Genomic DNA, 19147 nt, shown 5'->3' on the forward strand with positions numbered 1-19147 from the left:
ACGGTAAACGCCCAGGTCAGTCGGGGCTATCACGCCTGCTTCCGGAAGCGGGGTATAGCTGGTGCCACCCCAAGTCGGACAGCGGTGTTACTGACCGGGAACGGTGGAGACCGGAGAGTTGGTGACGAGCCCGACGGCCGGGCTCGTGACCCCGGAAGGATCTCCGTCGCCATGGCCCTCGCCGCCTTCAACCCTCTTGTGGACAAGGGAAGTTGTGCCCGTCCCGGCGTCGGCCACCACCGCGGGCCCGTACGACGCACCGGCCGCGGGCACCGCTGGACGGGCCGCTGGACGGGCCGCGTCCTCACGGCCGCCGGCCTGGCCCTGCTCCCCTGGCTCGGCTACCTCGCCGGCACCCTGCCGCCCGCCGAGGCGGCCGCCTGGGGCGCCCTCGACACACTGGAGGCCGCCGCGCTGCTCACCGCCGGCACCCGCCTGCTGCGCACCGACCCCCGCCATCGCGCCCCCGCGGCGGCCGCGGCCACCCTCCTCCTCGCCGACGCCTGCATCGACCTCGCCACCGCCGCCCCGGGCTCCGAACTGGCCGCCGCCACCGGCATGGCCCTCACCGCGGAACTCCCGCTGGCGGCCCTGTGCGTCTGGCTCGCAGCGCGCCGGGGGCTGGTGCGGCCGCTGTGAGGCCCGCACTATTCTGGCTCCTTCGGCCGCTTGAACCGTGCCGGCTCCTGCAACCATGCCGTCATCATGCCGTTTGCGCTATCGGATCTACCGGATCCATCGGATTTGGCGGCCCGCACCGTTTTGACTCCACAGACCGCAGACCACCGGGAAAGAAGGCATGCAGTTCCTGCTGATCGCGTACGACGCCAAGGACGAACAGGCACAGCAGCGGCGACTGGCCGCCCGTGAACGCCACTTGGCCCAGGGCCCCGCACTGATCGCCGAGGGCAAGGCCCTCTTCGGTACCGCGATCCTCGACGACGAGGGCCGGATGATCGGCTCCATGCTGGTGATGGAGTTCCCCACCCGCGCGGACTTCGATGCCTGGCTGGAGACGGAGCCGTATGTGACGGACGGGGTGTGGGCCGATATCCAGGTCCAACCGTGCCAGGCCGGACCGTCGTTCCTGGAGGCACTGGGACGGCGGTGAGAGCGGGGGCGAGGGTCTTCTTCCCGGCCAGTGCCGTTGATCACGCGTTGGCAGCTTTCCCGCGTCCCCCGACGTCGCACAGGCCACAATGCCCCCATGACAGACAACCAGGCCCAGGCCCCCGGGCGTCCGCTGCTGCGCCGTCCCGAGGACGGTGAGCTCATAGACGTAGCCGGTGTCGCGCACTTCTTCCGGTTGACCGGCGAACACACCGACGGGCACTTCGCCTTCGAGGAGTTCAGCCTCGCCCCCGGCGTCATCGGCGCCAGGCCGCACGTGCACGAGGGGCATGACGAGTACTTCTATGTCCTGGAGGGTGAGTTGACACTGCACACCGGGGACGGCGAGATGACGGCCGGCCCCGGCCATCTGCTCGCCGCGACGCGCGGCACCCCGCACGGCTTCCGCAACGCGGGTTCCGTCCCCGCACGCGCCCTGTGCCTCTACACGCCTGCCGGCTACGAGAACTACTTCCGCGATGTGCACGCCGCGGTGAGCGCCGGCGCCGAGGCAACCGACGAACTCCTCGCGGAATTCCGCAGCCGCTATCGGACCAGTTCCCACCCGGCTCCGCCGAGCAAGCCCTAGGCATTCTGGCGCCCCAGACTCTCCAGGCAGCACCCATCACCTGGATGACCAGCCCCATCCCCATCAGAGATTGCGCCAGATGAAGTCCGTCGACCTGAACCTCCTCATCGCTCTCGACGCCCTGCTGGAGGAGGGCAGCGTCACCGGAGCCGCGGAGCGGATGCGCACCTCGACACCTACCATGAGCCGGACGCTGGCCCGTTTGCGGCGGGCCTTCGGCGACCCGCTGCTGGTCCGCGCGGGCCGCCGGATGGTGCCGACGCCCCGCGCCCTGGCACTCCGTGACCAGGTGCGTTCCCTGGTCGAGCAGGCGACCGGGATGTTCCTGGAAACCGGGGCGCCGGACCTGGCCTCGCTGGCCACGACCTTCACCGTGCAGGCCAACGACATGGTGATCGGGGCGCTGGCGCAGCCGTTGCTGAGCACCGTCCACCGCCAGGCACCCAACGTCACGGTGCGGTTCGTGCCGGAGGACTCCGGCGACAGCGCCCCGAAACTGCGCGAGGGCATTGTCGACCTGGTGGTGGGCGTCGCCGACGCCACCTCCACGGAGGTCAACAGTGAACGGCTCATCGTCGACCGGGTGCGGGCCGTGGTGCGCGCCGGCCACCCGCTGTTGCGCGGCGAGGTGACCCGCGAGCGGTTCGCCGCGGCCCAACATCTCAGCGTCTCCCGGCGCGGCCGGCTCACCGGACCCATCGACGACCATCTCGCCGAGCACGGGCTGCACCGGAAGGTCGCCTCCGTCGTGCCGAGTTGGGCAGCCTCCTGGCACATGCTCGCGCAGAGCGATCTGGTGGGACTGGCCGCCGAGAAACTGAGCCGCCAGGCCGTCTCTCTGCTCGGCCTGCGCACCGTGCGCATTCCGCTCCGGCTCCCCCCGATCGTCATCGCCCAGTCCTGGCACGTCCGGCACCAGGCCGACCCCACCCACACCTGGTTCCGGCACTGCGTCCGCAGCGTCTTCGAAAGCTGGGACGCCGACGGCCGGACCACCACACGACACGACCCCGACGAGCCGGCCTGAGCAAACGCCAACAGTCGCCGTCGGAGTCGTCGGTGGCCGCGTACCGCCACAGTCGGTCCGTGCATTGCCGCAAACGGCAACGATGCCTTATCAAAACTGCCCTTTGTGCTCGCCGGACTCACGGATACCGTGGAAATCGATCCTGCTTTATTGGCGAGATGCCGCGGCGGTTCCGTTCCGTTCCTGCATTCCATTCCGTTCCATTCCAGCCATGCGTCTCCGGAATGCACCTGCGCGGCCTCGAAGTTCGAAACGAGAAGGGCAGCTGGTGCCTGATATGCGCAGCAACGATTACGACGTCCTCATCGCCGGCGGCGGGCCGGTCGGTCTGATGCTCGCCTGTGAGCTGCGGATGTACGGGGTATCCACGCTGGTCGTGGAGCGTCTCGCGCCCGGGGCCAACGAGCCGAGGACATTGACGATGCACGCCCGCACCCTGGAAATCATGGACCGCCGCGACCTGCTCGCGGATTTCGTCGCAGCCGAAGAGCGAACGGCCGGTCTGGACGAGTACCGCCGCCGTTTGGAAAACACCTCCGCCCGGGGGCACTTCGCCGGAATGTTCGTACTCGGCCGGGGCTCCGTCGTCACCGAACAGCCCCGCGAGCTGTTGCTGCCTCGCGAGACCATGGAGACCATTCTCACCCGGCGTGCGACCAGGACCGGGGCCGTCGTCCGCCACGGCGCCGAGGTCGTCGGGCTTGCGCAGAACGCCGACGGCGTGGCCGTCACGGTGAAGGACGCACGGGGCAGCACGGTGATCCGGGCCGGCTACGTGGTGGGCTGCGACGGGGGACGCAGCGCCGTGCGCAGGCACGCCGGTATCGACTTCCCAGGCACCGAACCGCAACTGGTCAGCCGGATGGGACTGGGGTCGCTCACCGGCCCGGATCGCCTCCCCATGGGCTGGCAGCGGAACGAACACGGCTGGTTCATGCGGATGCCCGACGGTCGGATCTCCACCGCCGAATGGGATTGCGGCGTCCCACAGACCCCGGTCAGCGTTGGCGAGTTGGTTGATTCCGTCCAGCGCGTCACCGGCGAACGCATCCAGTTCACCGACGTACGCTTCGTCTCCCGTTTCACCGACAGCACCCGACTGGCCGCGCAGTACCGGGCCGGTCGCGTCCTGATCGCCGGAGACGCGGCACATGTGCACTTCCCCGCAGGCGGCCAGGGGGCCCACCTCGGCTTCCAGGACGCGGTGAACCTGGGCTGGAAGCTCGCCGCCGCCTGCCAGGGCCGTCCCGGTCTGCTGGACACCTACGAGGCCGAGCGGCGCCCGGTCGCCGAGCGCGTCCTGCTCAACACCCACGCCCAGGCCGCGCTGATGCGCCCCGGCCCTCAAGTCGACGCTTTACGTGCCCTGTTCGCCGAACTCATGGATTTCGATGCGGTCAACGACCTTCTGACCAACGCCATTTACGGCACCGATGTCCGCTACGGCGACAGTGCCGACCCGCGCGTAGGCCGCTTCGTCGCCGACCGCCCTCTCAAGACCGACTCCGGGCCGACACGCCTGGCAGAACTGCTGCGCGACGGACGCCCACTGCTGCTGGACCTCACGGGCACGTCCACGGCCGTACGCACCGCCGACCCTTGGGCCGACCGGGTACGAACCGTCGCCGCCCTGGACGCCGACGCGGAGGCCGCCGTCCTCCTCATCCGCCCCGACGGCTACCTTGCCTGGGCCGGCGACGCCCCCGTCTACGACGAGGACCTGCGCACCGCCCTGACCGACTGGTTCGGCCCAGCCCGCGCCTGATTGCCCTGGGCCACGCCACTGACGACACGTCAATCTTTGCTTTTCTGTGCCTGGTTGGCGCGCGCCGATCGCCCTCATAACTATCCTCCTGGAGTACCCCACCCGTGCCCCCAGCACTGTTCTCCCTCACCCTGGCCGCCTTCGGAATCGGTACCACCGAGTTCGTCGTGATGGGTCTGCTGCCGTCCCTCGCGCACGCCCTGCACGTCTCCATCCCCGACGCCGGCCACCTGGTCTCCGCGTACGCCCTCGGGGTCGTCGTCGGCGCCCCGCTGCTCACCCTGGCCGCCCGGCGGCTGCCCGCCAGGACAACGCTGCTGTCGCTGATGGGCCTGTTCACCCTCGGCAACGTCGCCACCGCGCTCGCCCCCAACGCGGCGGTGATGCTGGTGACGCGGTTCGTGGCCGGGCTGCCGCACGGGGCCTTCTTCGGCGTCGGCGCCGTCGTCGCGGCAGGCATGGTCTCCGCCGACCGCACCGCCAAGGCAGTATCGATGATGTTCCTCGGACTCGCCCTGGCCAATATCGCCGGCGTCCCGCTCGGCACGTATCTCGGCACCACACTGGGCTGGCGCTGGACGTTCGTGGTCGTGGCCGCGATCGGTGCGCTCAGCGTGATCGCCATCGCGCTGATGATTCCCCGGCGGGAGCCGCACGAGAGGGCAGCGGTCCCGACCGGCGTCCGCGACGAACTCGCCGCCTTCCGCCGGGGCGACGTATGGCTGGCGCTCGGCACCGTCACCGTCGGCTTCGCCAGTGTCTTCACCGTCTACAGCTACGTCGCCCCGCTGCTCACCGAGGCTGCCGGCTTCAGCCCCACCTCGGTGAGTTCGCTCCTGGTGCTGCTGGGGGTGGGAATGACGGTGGGCAACATCCTCGGGGGCCGCGCCGCCGACCGTGCCCTGATCCCCAGTCTGTACGCGGCCCTGGCGGCGCTGGCCGTCGTACTGGTGCTGTTCGCCCTGGCTGTACCCGTCAAGGCAGCCGCGGTCGTCGGTCTGTTCGCCACCGGCGTCACCGGCTTCAGCCTCGGCCCCATCATGCAGACTTACGCCATGAGCAAGGCCCCGGGCAGCGCCTCGCTGATCTCCGCCGCCGTCCAGTCCGCATTCAACATCGCCAACTCCCTCGGCGCCTATCTCGGCGGACTCGCCCTCTCAGCCGGCCTCGGCTACACGGCACCGGTCTGGCTCGGCGCGGCCCTCGCCCTGCTCGGGCTCGTCCAGGCCGCCATCGTCACCGCGGCCTCGCGCCGCCGCACGGCCTCCGGCCGCCGAAGTCAGGCATAGCCTCGCCTGGTGCGCGTGGTGGCGACACCGCCGGCCACCACCCACAGGGAGAGGATGGTCCACAGTCCGATACCGGTCGACTCGCACTATCCGGTCAACGCCGCATGCGCTGGTGCCAGCAGGGAGAGGTCGTCGGTGGTGAGGGTGAGGTGGGTGGCGCCGGCGGAGCGCCAGGCATCGGCGAGGGAGCGCCAGGTGTCCGGCCGGCCGGGGTCTGGGCGGAGGCGGGCCTCTGTGCCGAAGGCGGTCCAGTCTCGGCCGGCTTCGGTGACCGCTGTGCGGAGCTCGGCGATGAGTGCGGCGCCGCGGTTGACCCGGTTGGCGAGCAGGCCGGACATGGTGAAGCCGTCGGCGAGGGTGGCGATCCGGCGCAGTGCGCCCGGTCTGCCTCCGGTGCGGAGGGTGCCGCCGCCCATCCAGAGGGGTATCCGGCGTGGCCGGGGGGTGAGGGTGACGCCGGAGAACGTGACGTGTTCGCCGGCGAATTCCGCTTCCGGCCGCGTCCACAGGAGGCGCAGCGCACGGACCTGTTCCTCGAACAGTGCCGCGCGGGTTTCCGGAGCGACGGCGAGGGCGGCGGACTCGGCGGGATCGGATCCGATGGCGACGCCCAGTCGCAGCCGGTCGCCGCTGAGGTGGGCCAGTTGCGCGGCCTGCTTGGCGGCGAGTACCACCGGGCGGTGCGGCAGGATCGTCATCGCGGTGGCCAGTTCGATGCGGGTGGTGACCGCCGCCAGGAACGCCACCAGCGTCAGGCTCTCATAGGTGGGGCTGCGGGACACCAGGCGTTCGGGGATGGAGAGGTGGTGGTATCCGAGTCGTTCCGCGGTCACGGCGAATTCACGGAGCCCGGCGGGCGTGAGGGTCGTGGGAACGGTCCAGCCGAGGCGCAGGGTCATTTGCGGAAGGTCTCCGGGTCGGCGGTCGAGATGAAGACCGCGCGCGGGCGTTCGGCGGGCAGCAACTGGGAGTTGAGGAGACGTCGTACCGCTTTCTCCCCGCCGGGCGGGGAGTCGGTGACGGACAGATGGACGTCGAGCACCTGGGTGCCGTCCTCGTTCACCACCTTGGGCACGCAGTGCACCACTCCCGGGATGGTGTGGGCGGCCTGCCGGACGGTGTGCAGTGAGACCTTCTCACCGCGCAGCACCACGAAGTCCGACAGGCGTCCGTGGAAGGTCAGATAGCCGTCGTCGATGGAGAAGGCGTCCCCGGTGGCGATGGTCCGCGGTCCCAGGAGGACTCTGCGGCTTCCGTCCCCGACCCGTCGCAGCAGTACGGTGTCGGATTCGACGACCAATTCGCCCACTTCGCCCTGTACTTCGCGCAGCGATGCGCGCACCCCGGACAGCGGGTGGCCGACCGAGCCGTACCGGTGCGCGGGCTCGGCGTGCGCGGCCAGGGTCGACACGCGCGGCCCGGCCTCGGTGAGCCCGTAGGTCAGATACAGCTCCGCGGACGGTCGCGCGTCCAGCAGGTCCGCCACCTCGGCGGGCGCGAGCCGGTCCCCGCCGACGGCCAGGGCCCGCAGACCACGTGGGATGCGTGCGGGGTCGGCCAGCAGCTGTCGGGCGATCGTCGGTGTCACCGCGGAGTGGGTGATCCCGTGCGCGGTGACCGTGTCGCGGTACGCGACCGGCGAGAACGGCGGCCCGTCGAGGACCAGTCGGGCCTTGGTCACGTACGCGGCGAACGTCTGGGCCACGAGAGCGTAGGAGTAGTACAGCGGCAGGTTGACCAGCAGGGTGTCGGCCGAGGTGATGCCGGTGGCGGCGGCGTGCAGGCGGGCGTTGTGCAGCAGTGCGGGCACCTGGTGCACGCACGCGCTGAACATCCCCGAGGTGCCGGAGGTGGACAGCAGGATTTCGCCCGGCCGGTACGGCGTGGCGGGGTGCCCGGTCGGTACGGCGAACGCGCCGCCCACCGGCCTCTGTGGCGTCGCGCCGGTCGGCCGCGTCGTCACCGCCGTGCCGGCCCCGACGTGTCCGGAGAGCGCGCGGACCCGCTGCCACGGCGTGCTGGGCGGCACGGCCAGCGGCACCAGGCCCAGGAGCAGCGAGGACAGCAGCAAGCGCAGCAGTTCCACGCCGTTGGCCAGGCAGAGCACGACCGCGTCGCCCGGTGCCAGGCCCAGTCCGGCCAGGTCCGTCAGCACGTCGTCCACACCGGCCGGCGCGCCGGCGTCCCGGCCGCCCCGGGTGGTGCCGACCCGGGTGAGGAAGTCGGCCGCCCCGGACCGGGTGAGGCCGTTCACCGGTCCTCTCCGGCACTGGTCAGGACGAGGCTGCGGCACAACTCCCGGTCTCCGGAGGTGGTTTGCAGGCCGACCAGGATCACGTACCGGGCGTGGCCGTCCGCGAGCCATCCGTCGATGACCGTGAACGCCACGGGGGCGGCCGTGTCCGGGTGTGCCGCCAGCAGCAGCGACGGCCCGCGCAACCCGTGGCGCAGGGCGGGCAGCCCGGCCAGCACCCCCGGATTCGCTCCGGCGAAGCGCAGCGGCGAGACCCGGGACCGTGGCACCGCACCGGCGATGCGGCGCATCGTCCGCTCGCTGCCCGTCGCGCTCATCACCAGGATCGCGGTGTCGTCGGCGGCGTCGCGTACGCGCGCCGCGCAGTCCGTCAGCGCCCGGTCCACGGTCTCGGCGACCAGCCAGGCCGCGGGGTCGGCGTAGAAGGACGGTTTGTTCCTCGCATAGGCGGCCGGGTCCTCGGCGACCAGCGTGGCCGAACCCAGCACCCGTGTGCCCGGCGGCACGGGTGTCATGCCCTCACCCCTTCGAACAGCAGACACGTGTTGAACCCGCCGAACCCCAGCGTCAGGCTCAGTCCGGCGCCGTCGCCCACAGGCTGCGCCGATCCCGTGGCCAGTCGCAGCGGTGTCGCCGGGTCGTGCAGCCCGACAACCGGCGGAACCCGTCTGTGGCGCAGTGCCAGTACCGTCGCCACGGCCTCGACGGCGCCGGTGGCACCCAGGCTGTGCCCGAACGCCCCCTTGGTGGCGAACGTCAACGGGCCTTCGGTTCCGAAGAGTTCCAGCAGGCTGCGCGCCTCGACCTCGTCGTTCAGCGGTGTCCCGGTCCCGTGTGCGTTGATCACCGCGATCTCCGCGGGGGCCGCGCCCGCCGCTGCCAGGCAGCGTTCCACCGCGCGCGCCACGGCGCGTCCGGAGGGGTCCGGTGCGGTGAGGCCGGCGGCGTCGTTGGCCGCGCCGACCCCGCGTAACCGGGCGTAGGGCCGGACGCCGCGCTCCAGGGCGGAGTCGGGGTGCTCGACCACCACGAACGCCGCGCCCTCGCCGAGCAGCGTTCCGTCGCGTGCCCGGTCGAAGGCCCGCAGGCCGGTGGGGCTCATGGTGCCCAGCGCGGAATGCCCGAGCCGCTTGGCCTCGGTGACCACGTCCACCCCACCGGCCACGCAGACGCGCCGCCTGCCCGAGCGCACCAGGGCATACGCGACGGCGATCGCGTCCGAGCCCGCGGAGCACGCGGTCATGACACACAGCGGCGTCCCCGGGTGCCCGATGGCCCCTGCCGCGTCGTCGGCCCAGGCGTGCAGTGTCGGCTCGGCCTCGTCCAGCGAGGCGCCGAAGCTGGTGCCCAGCACCAGGCCGACACCGGGGTCGGTGGTGGCCAGCTCGGCGTCCGCGAACGCGGAGCGCAGCGCCCGCCCGGCGAGCACGCGTTGGCGCTCACCCGCCGAAGTCCGGTACGGCACCGACGCGACGACGGCGGCGTCGGTGTTGCGCAACGGGTGCGGCGAGTCGACAGGAGCCAGCGCCGAGTCACCCGCGCACAGCCGCTCCCACACCCCCTCCAGGCCCCGGCCCAGCGGAGTGTCCCAGGCCAGTCCGGTGATCACCGGGGTCACCACGGCCGGGCCCCCGCGGCAGCGGCCTTCACCCGGCTCATCGCACCGCGGAATCCGGCGACCGGCCGGCCCTCCACGGTCACCGCGGCGGAGAAGGCGAAGGTGTGACCGGCCAGCCGGTCCGCGCGTACGTCGAGCACGACCTGGTCGCCGGGCACCACCGGAGCAAGGAAACGGGACTTGACCGTGCCGACCAGGGTCACCTCGTCGTCGGCGAGCGGGGCGCTGCTCAACTGGTAGAGCAACACGCCGGATTGGGCGAACGCCTGCATGGTGTGGCTGCCGGGCAGGATCACCCCCGGGGTCAGGGCGCGCTCGGGCAGGTGCCCGGACAGTGCGCCCATCTCGGCCGAGACGGCGAACATACTGCGCAGGAACACACCGGGCTCATGGTCGAGAACCCGGTCGATGAACAGTCGGGGATGGCGTCCGCGCACCAGGGCGGCGATCGCCGAGGTGCCCAGCGGCCGAGCCGTGCGGACCGCTGTGGGAGGGGGTGCCGATTCGTTGGTGTGCGGCATCCGGGACGATTCCTCTCAGTGTCTGTCGCAGTGGCGCCGGCAGGGGGACCGCGCGCCGGGTGTCTGGGTCGACGGCGGCGAAGACGAGGTCGCCGGTCACCAGTGGGGTGCGGCTGCCGTCCTCCTCCTCGCGCAGCAGACGCACCGCGAGGGCGAACCAGGCCGCGCCGACGTGGTCGACCCGGGTGTCCGCGACGATCACGTCGCGGTAGACGGCGCTGTGGAGATAGGTCACCCGCAGGTCGGCGGCCACCAGGTCGACGCCCGCCGCGCCGAAGGCCGTCAGACCCGCGTGGTGTGCTTCGAGGTGTTCCGTGCCCGCGGTCTCCATCAGTGAGGTGTAGCGGGAGAAGTGCACGATCCCGGTCGCGTCGGTGTCGACGTGCTCGATCCGGGTGCGGAATCCCGCGCTCACCGCGTTGCCCGGGCGCCGGCCGCCACCCGGTCCACGATCTCGTCGGCCTGCGTCGCGGTGGCGATCAGCGGCAGCACGATCCGCAGCGTGGGATGGATGTAGCGCCGGCCATCGGGGCGTTTCCCCGCGCCCGCCATGAACTCCGCGTACACCCCCGCTTCGATCAGCTCCCCGCGCAGCTCGCCGATCCGGTCCGCGGCCGCGGCGGTCAGTTCCACTCCAAGCATGGCCCCGGTGCCGCGGACCTCGGTGAAGACATCCGGGTGGCGGCCCACCAGGGCGGCGTCGAGACGCTCGGCCAGGTGCACGCCGACGTCGGCCGACCGTCGCAGCAGCCCTTCGCTCTCGATGTGTTCGATGCCGTCACGGATCACCGCACAGTTCAGCGGCCGTAGATCGGAGGTGGTCACGGCGCCGGAGGGACGGACGGTCAGCTCCTTGCGGGCGATCACCATCGACGTGGATACCGCGCCCATGCCCAGGAATTTGCCGATGACGGTGATGTCGGTGGGCACCGGCCCGTCCGCGTCACGCATGGCGAACCAGTGGCCGGTCTTGGCGAACGTCAGCACCTCGTCGGCCACCAGCAGCACGTCGTCGGCCGCGCACCGCCGGGCGAGTTCGCGCAGATAGCCGTGCGGCGGTGGGAGGATGCCGGCGTCGCCCTGGATCGGCTCGACCACTACGGCCAGCAGCCGGTCGGCGGATGTGGCGAAGTACTCCGCCAGGGCGCCGGGGTCGCCGAACGGGATGTGCTCGACCCGGACGCCGTACGGTCCGGCGGCATCCGGCGCGGGCAGTCCGGCCCGGTAATGCCGGCGGTTGAGCAGGGGCACCATCCCACCGGTCCAGCCGTGCCAGGCGCCCTGGAAGGCAAGGATGGTGTCGCGCCGTTCCTTGCCCGGCCGGGGGCGCAGCCGCCGGCCGTCGAACCGGGACTCCAGCACAAGCCGCAAAGCCAACTCGTTGCCCTCCGAGCCGGAGTTGCGTCCGCTGACGTGGTACCGCCCCGCGGGGAAGTGATCGGTCCACAGCCCGCCGGAACCGAAGAGCCGGTCGAGGAGTTCGGCCCGTTCCAGCGAGCCGAGTTCGTCGGTGACGTTGCCGACGGCGGTGCCGCGCGTCAGCGCCGCGCGCACGACGGGGTGGGCACCGCCCAGGGTCGCGCTGGCGTAGCCGGCACTGGCGTCCAGCAGCCGCAGCCTTCTGCCCCGGCCTTGCGCGCTCAGGTCGACCACGTCGAGCTCCAGGCCGCGGCCGCCCACGCAGGCGAACGGCAGCCGCGCCGCCCCGTAGTGGTTCAGGTGCAGATCCCTGCCGCGCGACAGTACGTCGGTCGGCTCCCCGGTGCGGTCGTCCCGGGCGACCGGGGCCGCGCTCACGGGACGGCCGGGGGGCGGCCGGCCCCCGACAGCCGCTCGACCAGGGCGAGTACATCGCCGAGGGTGGACAACTGCCCTGCGGCGACGGCCTCGTCGGGGATGTCGATGCCGAACGCCTCCTCACACTGCACGCGCAGTTCCACGAACCCGAGCGAGTCCATGCCGTAGCTTTCGCGCAGGCTGTCGTCGAGCCGCATCTGGTCGATCGGCACCTCCACCAGCACATCGGAGCGCAGAATGCGTTTGATGGTCTGCAAAGAGTTCACCAGTATTTTCCCCTCTGGGTGGGTTCATTCAAAAGGCCACGGCCGGCTTCCGGCACTCGAGAAAGAAATAGGGAGATGCGATCGCGACAACGGGCGGGTCGCAGGGAGTCGGCGCCGATCGGAAACACGGTGACGCCAGCCATTGATTCTCATTGAAGCTAGGTGAGGTCCACACCGCCTGTCAATGGGGCGACGACTCTCTTCGATTCCTGCCGTCGAGCATCGCCAACCACAGGAATCTGGCACGTGAGTTCGATGGTGTTTCGGCCGTGCGTGTTCGCTGATGGAATCACCTGTGGAACAGAAGCTCCTGGTTCGCCGCCCACGTCGGCCAACCAGCATGAAGAGCGTCCCCGGCGGCGACGGAGCGACGTTTGAGGTCAATTGGTACGCACGTTTTGCACCTATTCATGGCATCTCTCCCTCTGGCGCAGAGTAGCGGTTGTGGTGATGAATCGCCCCGGACTACCCTTAAGTCGTCTATTTGCCTACCTGGTGGGCTTCGTGTGCAGGGCGCGTAGGCACTCGGGCACCCCGGTAAGGCCGTCGGGTTTCGCGCCCGGAAATCCCCCTGTGATGCACCGAAAGCGCATGCCGTGAATTTGCGCTGCTCGTTCCCCTCCATTCCGGTGGCTGAAGTCCGCCCGATTTCCCGGTCGTCGGCAGAACCTTTCGAAGGAACCGCGAAAAGTCATGAGTGTCACCTCGGACGCCCTGCGCGGCGTCACCCTGTTTGTCGGCGGCCCGATCCAGCACGCCCTGGTGCCCGGTGGAATGGCCGCGCCGATCCGCGAATTCCTGAGCCTGACCATCGACCAGTCGCGGGCGGCCGGCGCCACCGTGCTGTCCGCACACGTGGCAGAGCGGTTCGGCGCCGAGACCGCTTCGTTCACCCCCGAAGAGGTGTCCGTGCGCGACTACGCCTGGATGCGCGAGTGCGATGTGTTCGTGCCGGTGCTGCCGGTGCTCGACGGCACCCTGTTGCGCACGGACGGCACACACATCGAACTGGGGTGGGCCAGCGCGCTGGGCCGCCCCATCGTGGGCATCACCGACCAGCCCTTCGCCGAGTCGGCCAGTCATCTGCTCAAGGGGCTCGGCAAGGTCGCCGCCGCCACGTTCCTGTCCGCCAAACAGATCGCCATGGAACCGGCGCTGCTGGTCGACGAGGTGCTCGCGGCGCTGGGCCGGACCAGGACGGCGGCCTGACATGGCAGGTGCGACACACGTGCTGACGATGAACCTGGCCAATCCGGTCATGGTCGGTTCCGGCCTGCTCACCGACCAGGAACGCAACATCCGCAGACTGCTGCACTCCGGCGCCGGCGCGGTGGTCACCAAGACCATCCACCCCAACCCACCGACCGGCCTGGACGAGCGCATCGTCCGGCTGCCCACCGGAATGCTCAACAGCACCACCTACTCCAAACACTCCGTCGACCACTGGCTGGGCATCCTGCGCGACCTGGCACGCGACCGGCTCCCCGTCATCGCGTCGCTGCACGCCGACGCCCCGGCGGAACTGGCCGAGTTGGCGGCCCGGGCGGAAGCGACGGGCTGCCGGGCGCTGGAGCTCGGCATCTCCTGCCTCAATGAGGAGAACGGCCTCGACGACACTCCCGCGCGGGTGCACGCCTACACCGCGGCCACCCGCGCCGCGACCCGGCTGCCGTTCTCGGTCAAGCTGGCCAGCGGCGAGGGCCTCCATGCCCGGGCGTTCGCCGCCGCCCGGGCCGGCGCGGACGCGGTGACCATCAGTGACACCCTGCCCGCCGCCGCCGTACACCCGGAGACCGGCGACCTCCGCCTCGGCGGCGTGTTCGGCTACTCCGGACCAGGCATCAAGCCGCTCGTACTGGCCTCACTGTGGAAGCTGCGCAGAGCCGGATTCCCCTTGCCCCTGCTGGCCTCCGGCGGCGTCCAGTCGGGCCGCGACGTGCACGACTACCTGCGGGTCGGCGCGGTGGCGGCCCAGGTGTACACCGCACTGCACACCGACATGAGCTCCACCCTCACCCGGATCGTGGCCGAGACCACCGGATCGGAACACGCCGACCACGGCACCGAACCCGTCACCGGAACAGACCGATCCAGGCAGGTGCGGTCATGACGCCCCGCTCGGCCGGGCCGCAACTGTGCGACCTGAGCAGCGCCGAGATCCTGGCAGCCACCGCCGGGCGGACCCTGACGTGGCCGGTGGGGTCCATCGAACAGCACGGTCCGCACCTGCCGCTGTCCGTGGACACCCTCCTGGCCGACGCCTTCGCCCGGCAGATCGCCTACGAGCTGAACGCCCTGACCCTGCCGGCGCAGTCCATCGCGGCACGGTCGTTGCCGCAGAGCGGCGGCGGACTGTCCTTCCCCGGCACCGTCCACGTCCGCGGGCGGTCCCTGCTGGCCTTCCTGGAGGACACCCTGGAGTCGTTGTGCGCCCTGCCGTGGCACCGGCTGCTGATCGTCAACGGTCACTACGAGAACGAGCCGTTCCTGTTCGAGGCCCTGGACGAGGTGGGCCGACGGCCGGCGGCCACGGGCAAGGAGTTCATCGCGCTGAGCTGGTGGAGCCTGGTCGACACGGACTGGCTGGCCGGGCGGGTGCCGCTCTTCCCGGGGTGGCACGCCGAGCATGCGGGGATCACCGAGACCAGCCTGATGCTCTATCTCCGTCCGGACCTGGTCTCGGCCGCGCGCCCCGACCACGCCGACCCGCCCCGCCCGGGGATCCACCTGCACCCCGTCGACGTACACCGCACCACCAACCAAGGTGTCCTGTCGAGCACTTCGAAGGCCACCGCGGCCCTGGGCAAGGACCTCTTCTGGCACGTGGTCGCGGCCGCGGTCGCCCTGGTGTCCGAGGGCAACGGCCTGCTGCGCGAGGAGAAGACATGACCACGCCCACCCTCTGCGTGTGCAACGCGGTCGACACCCTGCACGACTTCGCCGTCCGCACCGACCGCGCCGACGAACTGCTGTCGGAGTGCTACGCCCAGCAGGACCAGGCCCTGTTCTGGGGCCCGCTGGACAAGATGCTCATCACCTACGAACCGATCGGAGACCTGGACTGGCAGCGGAAGTTCCTGGAGCTCGACGGTGTGGTGAATCTCAGCCCCGCCGGCCGCACCGGCTCGCTGTTCGCCGACGCACTCTCCGACCCCGGGCTGATGGCCGCCGTGGCCGCCCACGCGGGGCCGGGCCGCAGGCTCCGGCTGATCCCGCACACCACCACCACCGACCTGTGGCGGTTCTCCGAGACCCTGCGCAGCCAGTACGGCGTGGCGGTCGAATTGCCGGAGAGCACACCGCAACAGCGCCTGCGCGACCTGCTGGACACCAAGACCGGCCTGCGCGACCTGGCCACCGACCTCGGCATGACGGGCGGGCCCTGCCGCATCCCGCCCGGTACGCACTGCTCCGGGAAGCACGAGGTGCCCGCAGCGGTGCAGGGCATGCTCGCGACCGGCACGCCGTGCATCGTCAAGCCGGACCGGGGCGAGGCCAGTCTCGGCCTGCTGATCTTCCGGCCGGGCGACGACGATGTCGCCGAGCGCCTGGCCGCGAGCACGTTCTACGACGAAGATCCGGTGGTGGTCGAGGAGTTCCTCGACGGCGACATCGCCTTCCCGTCCGTGGAGTACATGGTGCCCGCCGACGCCCCGCCCCACCTCTGCTACACGACCGACATGCTGTTCGAGGGCGCCACCCGCCTGCGCGGCAACGTCACCGCGCGGGAGTTGCGTGACCGATGGTGGTACCACCCGCTGACCGAGGGCGGCCTCCGCCTGGCCGAGGAGATGCAACGGCGCGGCTACCGCGGGCGCTTCGGCATCGACGCGATCGCCCGCGACGACATCGTCTACCTGCACGACCTCAACGCCCGTCGCACCGGGTCGAGCCATGTGCACGAGTTCGGCGAGCACCTCATCGGCCCCGGCTACCTCGACACCCACGCGGTCGGCAACTACGACTTCTACGGACTTCCGGCCGGGCTGGACCTGCCGGAGGTGCTGCGCCGGCTCGGACGACTCGTGGCCTCGCCCCGACACGCCGAACGGGGTGTGGTGCCCACCGAGCTGACGGATCTGCACACTGGCAGACTGAGCTGCATGTTCTACGCCTCAAGCCTGGCCGAGCTGCACGGTCTTATCGTCCGAGCGAGGGCGGCTCTGGGCCTCGGCCGGTGACCAGCACGCTGCCTGCGGCCGGGGCCCGACGGTGGCTGGTGCTGGCCGTGGTGCTCTTGTGCTTCCTGCCCGCGGCCATCGACGTCACCATCCTCACCATCACCGTCCCGACCCTCGCCCACGAACTGCACGCAACCGCGCCCGAAGTACTGTGGACAGTGGACGTGTACTCGCTTCTGATGGTCGGACTGGTGCTGGTGAGCGGTCCGTTGGGCGACCGGGTCGGACACCAACGGCTGCTGCTGGCCGGGTTGGCGGTCTTCAGCGCGGCCTCGGCACTGTGCGCGATGGCACCGGGGCCGCCGGCCCTGATCGGCGCCCGGGCGTTCCTGGCCGTCGGCGCATCAATGATCATCCCGGCCACGCTGGCGCTCATCCGTCAGACCTTCGGCAACGGCCGCGACCACGCGGTGGCCATCGGGGCGTGGAGCGCGGTCGCCGCCGGCTCCTCAGCGCTGGGACCGGTGGTGGGGGGCTTCCTGCTCCAGCATTTCTGGTGGGGCTCGATCTTCCTGGTCAACCTGCCGATCGTGGCGCTGGCCCTGCCCGCCGTGGCGCTGCTGCTGCACAACAAGATCGAGTCCGAACGGCAGCCCTGGGAAGCCACCTCGCCCCTCCTCTCGATCGCGGGGTTCCTGGGCAGTGCCTACGCCATCATCGCCTTCACCCACGAAGGCGTCGGAGTAATGGAGGTGGCCCTCCCTGCCGTACTGGGCCTGACCGCACTGTTCCTCTTCTTCCGACGACAGCAGCGCGCGCCGCACCCGATGCTGGACCTGTCCCTGTTCCGGCTACCCGGTCTGCGTGCCGGTGTGGTGGCCTCGGTGCTGCCGGTGCTGGTGATGGTCGGCTTCGAACTCCAACTGGTGCAGTACCTGCAATTCGTCAAGGGACTGTCGGCGGAGGCCGCCGCACTGTACCTGATCCCGATGCCGGTGGCCGCGACGGTGGCGGGCCCGGTGGGCGGAGTCGTCCTCTCCCGTGTGGGACGACCGCGGGCGGACGTACCCGCCGGCCTGCTGATCGCCGCTGCCGGGTACGTCCTGGTCGCATCCGCCACGGTGGTCCCGCTCGGCCTGGCCCTGATCGGGTTCGGCCAGGGCCTGGTCCAGATGGTCGCCTCAAACCTGATCATGTCCACAGCGCCCTCGTCCCAGGCGGGTGCGGCGGCCGGCATCGAATCCGTCTCCTACGAGGCCGGCGCCGGCCTGGGCATCGCCATCTTCGGCACGGCCACCGCGGTGGCCTACCGATCGTTCGTCCCCCCAGGCACGTCAACGTCCCCCCTGGACGCCGGTTCCTCCCCGGAAACGGCTCGGGCGTTCGCCGAGGCGTTCCACACCACCACCTGGCTGGCCGCCGCCCTCACCCTGACCACGGTCTTCCTGGCCACCCCGAAACCACCAGCGACTCTCGCTCCGCCTGCGGAGCGAGAGTAAGTACCCTGTTCAACCCGGGTGTTCGGCACGCGACGACACGGCACGCATTCGGAAGGTCCGCAATGTCCACTGAACGACTCCGCGCCGAGATCGAACGGCTCCCCCTCGTGGACCACCACGTCCACGGCGCCCTCCGGCACGACGCCGACCGCGCCGCCCTGGAGCGGATGCTCACCGAGTCCGACCGCCCGATCCCGCCGTGGATGACGCAGTTCGACTCCCAGCTCGGCTTCGCCGTCCGCCGCTGGTGCGCCCCGGTCCTCGACCTGGCACCGCACACCGACCCCGACACGTACCTGGCCAGGCGCTCCGACCTCGGCGCCGACGAGGTCAACCGCCGCCTGCTCACCGCCTCCGGCATCGACCACTACCTGCTGGAGACCGGCTACAAGGGAGCGGACATCCTCGATCCCCCGGGCATGGCGGCCGCCTCCGGGCGGCCCGTCGACGAGGTGGTGCGCCTGGAGGCCGTACTGGAGGACGTGGCCCGCGCCGGAATCACCGCCGCCGAACTCCCCGACCGCTTCCGGGAAGCCCTCGCCGCGCGCACGGCCTCCGCGGTCGGTCTGAAGAGCATCGTCGCCTACCGCCACGGCTTCGACTTCGACCCCGGCCGCCCGGACGAGCGGGAGGTGATCGCCGCGGCGGGGAACTGGCTCGCCGGGTGCGAAGCCACCGGCACCGTCCGCGTCTCCCACCCGGTGCTGCTGCGCTTCGCCCTGTGGTGCGGGATCGACCACGGCCTGCCGCTCCAGCTGCACGCCGGCTACGGCGACCCGGACGTCGAACTCCACCGCTGTGACCCGCTGTTGCTCACCCGCTTCATCAAGAACGTGGAACCGCACGGCACCGACCTGCTGCTGTTGCACTGCTACCCCTTCCAGCGCAACGCGGGCTACCTCGCCCAGGTGTTCCCGCACGTGTACTTCGACGTCGGCCTCGGCATCAACCACACCGGCGTACGCTCCGACGCCGTCATCGCCGAATCGCTGGAACTCGCCCCCTTCGCCAAGATCCTCTTCTCCTCCGACGCCTGGGGACCACCGGAACTGCACTACCTCGGCGCCCTGTTGTGGCGCCGAGGCATGGCCCGGACCCTCGCCGCGTGGACCGGGAGCGGCGAGTGGGACGTCGAGGAAGCCCTCAGGGTGGTGCGCATGATCGGCTATGAGAACGCCCGCCGCGTCTACCGGCTGGAGGCCCTGGCATGACCGGTCACCACCTGTTCGCCGCCGCATCGCGCCCTGCGGCCACGAGCCACGGAGAGCAGGAGTGTCCCACTATCTGTTCG

Annotated in this window: 20 protein-coding genes; 12 read left to right on the plus strand and 8 right to left on the minus strand. The window is 70.8% G+C overall.

All coding sequences use genetic code 11. From position 1 onward, the window contains the following. Window positions 1-171 precede the first annotated feature (171 nt). The 6 genes from ACRAS8_RS05875 (at window position 172) to ACRAS8_RS05900 (ending at window position 5780) form a co-directional block, all read left to right on the plus strand. The gene (locus ACRAS8_RS05875) at window positions 172-639 is read left to right on the plus strand and encodes a hypothetical protein (protein WP_438484708.1); all 468 of its coding nucleotides are present in this window, start codon (window positions 172-174) and stop codon (window positions 637-639) included. A gap of 160 nt (window positions 640-799) precedes the next feature. Then, window positions 800-1111 (plus strand): YciI family protein, encoded by a 312-nt coding sequence (locus tag ACRAS8_RS05880; protein ID WP_438484709.1) that lies wholly within the window; start codon window positions 800-802, stop codon window positions 1109-1111. 96 nt (window positions 1112-1207) lie between these two features. Next, window positions 1208-1699: a cupin domain-containing protein gene (locus ACRAS8_RS05885; protein ID WP_438484710.1), complete on the plus strand. Its 492-nt coding sequence runs from the start codon at window positions 1208-1210 to the stop codon at window positions 1697-1699. Window positions 1700-1778: 79 nt separating this feature from the next. After that, window positions 1779-2726 carry a LysR family transcriptional regulator gene (locus ACRAS8_RS05890; protein WP_438484711.1) on the plus strand — a complete coding sequence of 316 codons (948 nt, stop codon included), beginning with the start codon at window positions 1779-1781 and terminating at the stop codon, window positions 2724-2726. A gap of 277 nt (window positions 2727-3003) precedes the next feature. After that, window positions 3004-4491: an FAD-dependent monooxygenase gene (locus ACRAS8_RS05895; protein ID WP_438484712.1), complete on the plus strand. Its 1488-nt coding sequence runs from the start codon at window positions 3004-3006 to the stop codon at window positions 4489-4491. A gap of 104 nt (window positions 4492-4595) precedes the next feature. Further along, window positions 4596-5780, plus strand: coding sequence for an MFS transporter (locus ACRAS8_RS05900; protein WP_438484713.1), 1185 nt, complete (start codon window positions 4596-4598; stop codon window positions 5778-5780). Window positions 5781-5866: 86 nt separating this feature from the next. On the opposite strand, the gene ACRAS8_RS05905 is transcribed toward ACRAS8_RS05900, so the two are convergent. The 8 genes from ACRAS8_RS05905 to ACRAS8_RS05940 are packed head-to-tail and all read right to left on the minus strand — an operon-like array spanning window position 5867 to window position 12236. Further along, a complete protein-coding gene (locus ACRAS8_RS05905; protein ID WP_438484714.1) occupies window positions 5867-6679 on the minus strand; it encodes a TIGR03619 family F420-dependent LLM class oxidoreductase in 813 nt (270 codons plus the stop codon). After that, the gene (locus tag ACRAS8_RS05910) at window positions 6676-8034 is read right to left on the minus strand and encodes a class I adenylate-forming enzyme family protein (RefSeq protein ID WP_438484715.1); all 1359 of its coding nucleotides are present in this window, start codon (window positions 8032-8034) and stop codon (window positions 6676-6678) included. The genes ACRAS8_RS05905 and ACRAS8_RS05910 overlap by 4 nt, the downstream gene beginning before the upstream one ends. After that, window positions 8031-8549, minus strand: coding sequence for a beta-ketoacyl synthase N-terminal-like domain-containing protein (locus ACRAS8_RS05915; RefSeq protein ID WP_438484716.1), 519 nt, complete (start codon window positions 8547-8549; stop codon window positions 8031-8033). Before ACRAS8_RS05915 ends, ACRAS8_RS05910 begins: the two co-directional genes overlap by 4 nt. Next, window positions 8546-9655 (minus strand): beta-ketoacyl synthase N-terminal-like domain-containing protein, encoded by a 1110-nt coding sequence (locus ACRAS8_RS05920; protein ID WP_438484717.1) that lies wholly within the window; start codon window positions 9653-9655, stop codon window positions 8546-8548. The genes ACRAS8_RS05915 and ACRAS8_RS05920 overlap by 4 nt, the downstream gene beginning before the upstream one ends. Continuing rightward, the gene (locus tag ACRAS8_RS05925; protein WP_438484718.1) at window positions 9649-10032 is read right to left on the minus strand and encodes a 3-hydroxyacyl-ACP dehydratase FabZ family protein; all 384 of its coding nucleotides are present in this window, start codon (window positions 10030-10032) and stop codon (window positions 9649-9651) included. Before ACRAS8_RS05925 ends, ACRAS8_RS05920 begins: the two co-directional genes overlap by 7 nt. A 7-nt stretch (window positions 10033-10039) precedes the next feature. Beyond that, window positions 10040-10588: an acyl-CoA thioesterase gene (locus tag ACRAS8_RS05930; protein WP_438484719.1), complete on the minus strand. Its 549-nt coding sequence runs from the start codon at window positions 10586-10588 to the stop codon at window positions 10040-10042. Next, window positions 10585-11970 carry an aminotransferase class III-fold pyridoxal phosphate-dependent enzyme gene (locus ACRAS8_RS05935; RefSeq protein ID WP_438484720.1) on the minus strand — a complete coding sequence of 462 codons (1386 nt, stop codon included), beginning with the start codon at window positions 11968-11970 and terminating at the stop codon, window positions 10585-10587. The genes ACRAS8_RS05930 and ACRAS8_RS05935 overlap by 4 nt, the downstream gene beginning before the upstream one ends. Then, window positions 11967-12236 (minus strand): acyl carrier protein, encoded by a 270-nt coding sequence (locus ACRAS8_RS05940; RefSeq protein WP_438484721.1) that lies wholly within the window; start codon window positions 12234-12236, stop codon window positions 11967-11969. The genes ACRAS8_RS05935 and ACRAS8_RS05940 overlap by 4 nt, the downstream gene beginning before the upstream one ends. A gap of 693 nt (window positions 12237-12929) precedes the next feature. On the opposite strand from ACRAS8_RS05940, the gene ACRAS8_RS05945 reads away from it, so the two are divergent. From ACRAS8_RS05945 to ACRAS8_RS05970, 6 genes are all read left to right on the plus strand, one after another. Continuing rightward, the gene (locus ACRAS8_RS05945) at window positions 12930-13445 is read left to right on the plus strand and encodes a hypothetical protein (protein WP_438484722.1); all 516 of its coding nucleotides are present in this window, start codon (window positions 12930-12932) and stop codon (window positions 13443-13445) included. Window positions 13446-13464: 19 nt separating this feature from the next. Next, window positions 13465-14346, plus strand: a complete 882-nt coding sequence (locus ACRAS8_RS05950; protein ID WP_438484723.1) for a dihydroorotate dehydrogenase — start codon at window positions 13465-13467, stop codon at window positions 14344-14346. Further along, window positions 14343-15125: a creatininase family protein gene (locus ACRAS8_RS05955; RefSeq protein ID WP_438484724.1), complete on the plus strand. Its 783-nt coding sequence runs from the start codon at window positions 14343-14345 to the stop codon at window positions 15123-15125. Before ACRAS8_RS05950 ends, ACRAS8_RS05955 begins: the two co-directional genes overlap by 4 nt. Next, complete coding sequence (locus ACRAS8_RS05960) at window positions 15122-16417, plus strand: ATP-grasp domain-containing protein (RefSeq protein WP_438484725.1); 1296 nt, start codon at window positions 15122-15124, stop codon at window positions 16415-16417. The genes ACRAS8_RS05955 and ACRAS8_RS05960 overlap by 4 nt, the downstream gene beginning before the upstream one ends. Next, a complete protein-coding gene (locus tag ACRAS8_RS05965) occupies window positions 16414-17856 on the plus strand; it encodes an MFS transporter (protein WP_438484726.1) in 1443 nt (480 codons plus the stop codon). The genes ACRAS8_RS05960 and ACRAS8_RS05965 overlap by 4 nt, the downstream gene beginning before the upstream one ends. Window positions 17857-17918: 62 nt before the next feature. Beyond that, window positions 17919-19067 carry an amidohydrolase family protein gene (locus ACRAS8_RS05970; protein WP_438484727.1) on the plus strand — a complete coding sequence of 383 codons (1149 nt, stop codon included), beginning with the start codon at window positions 17919-17921 and terminating at the stop codon, window positions 19065-19067. Window positions 19068-19147 lie beyond the last annotated feature (80 nt).

Origin of the sequence: Streptomyces sp. S186 (assembly GCF_051603415.1) — a bacterium.
Taxonomy (GTDB): domain Bacteria; phylum Actinomycetota; class Actinomycetes; order Streptomycetales; family Streptomycetaceae; genus Streptomyces.

Excerpts from the sequence above, each read along its gene's own strand:
- ACRAS8_RS05875 (WP_438484708.1), top strand. The coding sequence starts at position 172 with ATGGCCCTCGCCGCCTTCAACCCTCTTGTGGACAAGGGAAGTTGTGCC.
- ACRAS8_RS05880 (WP_438484709.1), top strand. The coding sequence starts at position 800 with ATGCAGTTCCTGCTGATCGCGTACGACGCCAAGGACGAACAGGCACAG.
- ACRAS8_RS05885 (WP_438484710.1), top strand. The coding sequence starts at position 1,208 with ATGACAGACAACCAGGCCCAGGCCCCCGGGCGTCCGCTGCTGCGCCGT.
- ACRAS8_RS05890 (WP_438484711.1), top strand. The coding sequence starts at position 1,779 with ATGAAGTCCGTCGACCTGAACCTCCTCATCGCTCTCGACGCCCTGCTG.
- ACRAS8_RS05895 (WP_438484712.1), top strand. The coding sequence starts at position 3,004 with ATGCGCAGCAACGATTACGACGTCCTCATCGCCGGCGGCGGGCCGGTC.
- ACRAS8_RS05905 (WP_438484714.1), bottom strand. The coding sequence starts at position 6,679 with ATGACCCTGCGCCTCGGCTGGACCGTTCCCACGACCCTCACGCCCGCC.
- ACRAS8_RS05915 (WP_438484716.1), bottom strand. The coding sequence starts at position 8,549 with ATGACACCCGTGCCGCCGGGCACACGGGTGCTGGGTTCGGCCACGCTG.
- ACRAS8_RS05945 (WP_438484722.1), top strand. The coding sequence starts at position 12,930 with ATGAGTGTCACCTCGGACGCCCTGCGCGGCGTCACCCTGTTTGTCGGC.
- ACRAS8_RS05955 (WP_438484724.1), top strand. The coding sequence starts at position 14,343 with ATGACGCCCCGCTCGGCCGGGCCGCAACTGTGCGACCTGAGCAGCGCC.
- ACRAS8_RS05960 (WP_438484725.1), top strand. The coding sequence starts at position 15,122 with ATGACCACGCCCACCCTCTGCGTGTGCAACGCGGTCGACACCCTGCAC.
- ACRAS8_RS05970 (WP_438484727.1), top strand. The coding sequence starts at position 17,919 with ATGTCCACTGAACGACTCCGCGCCGAGATCGAACGGCTCCCCCTCGTG.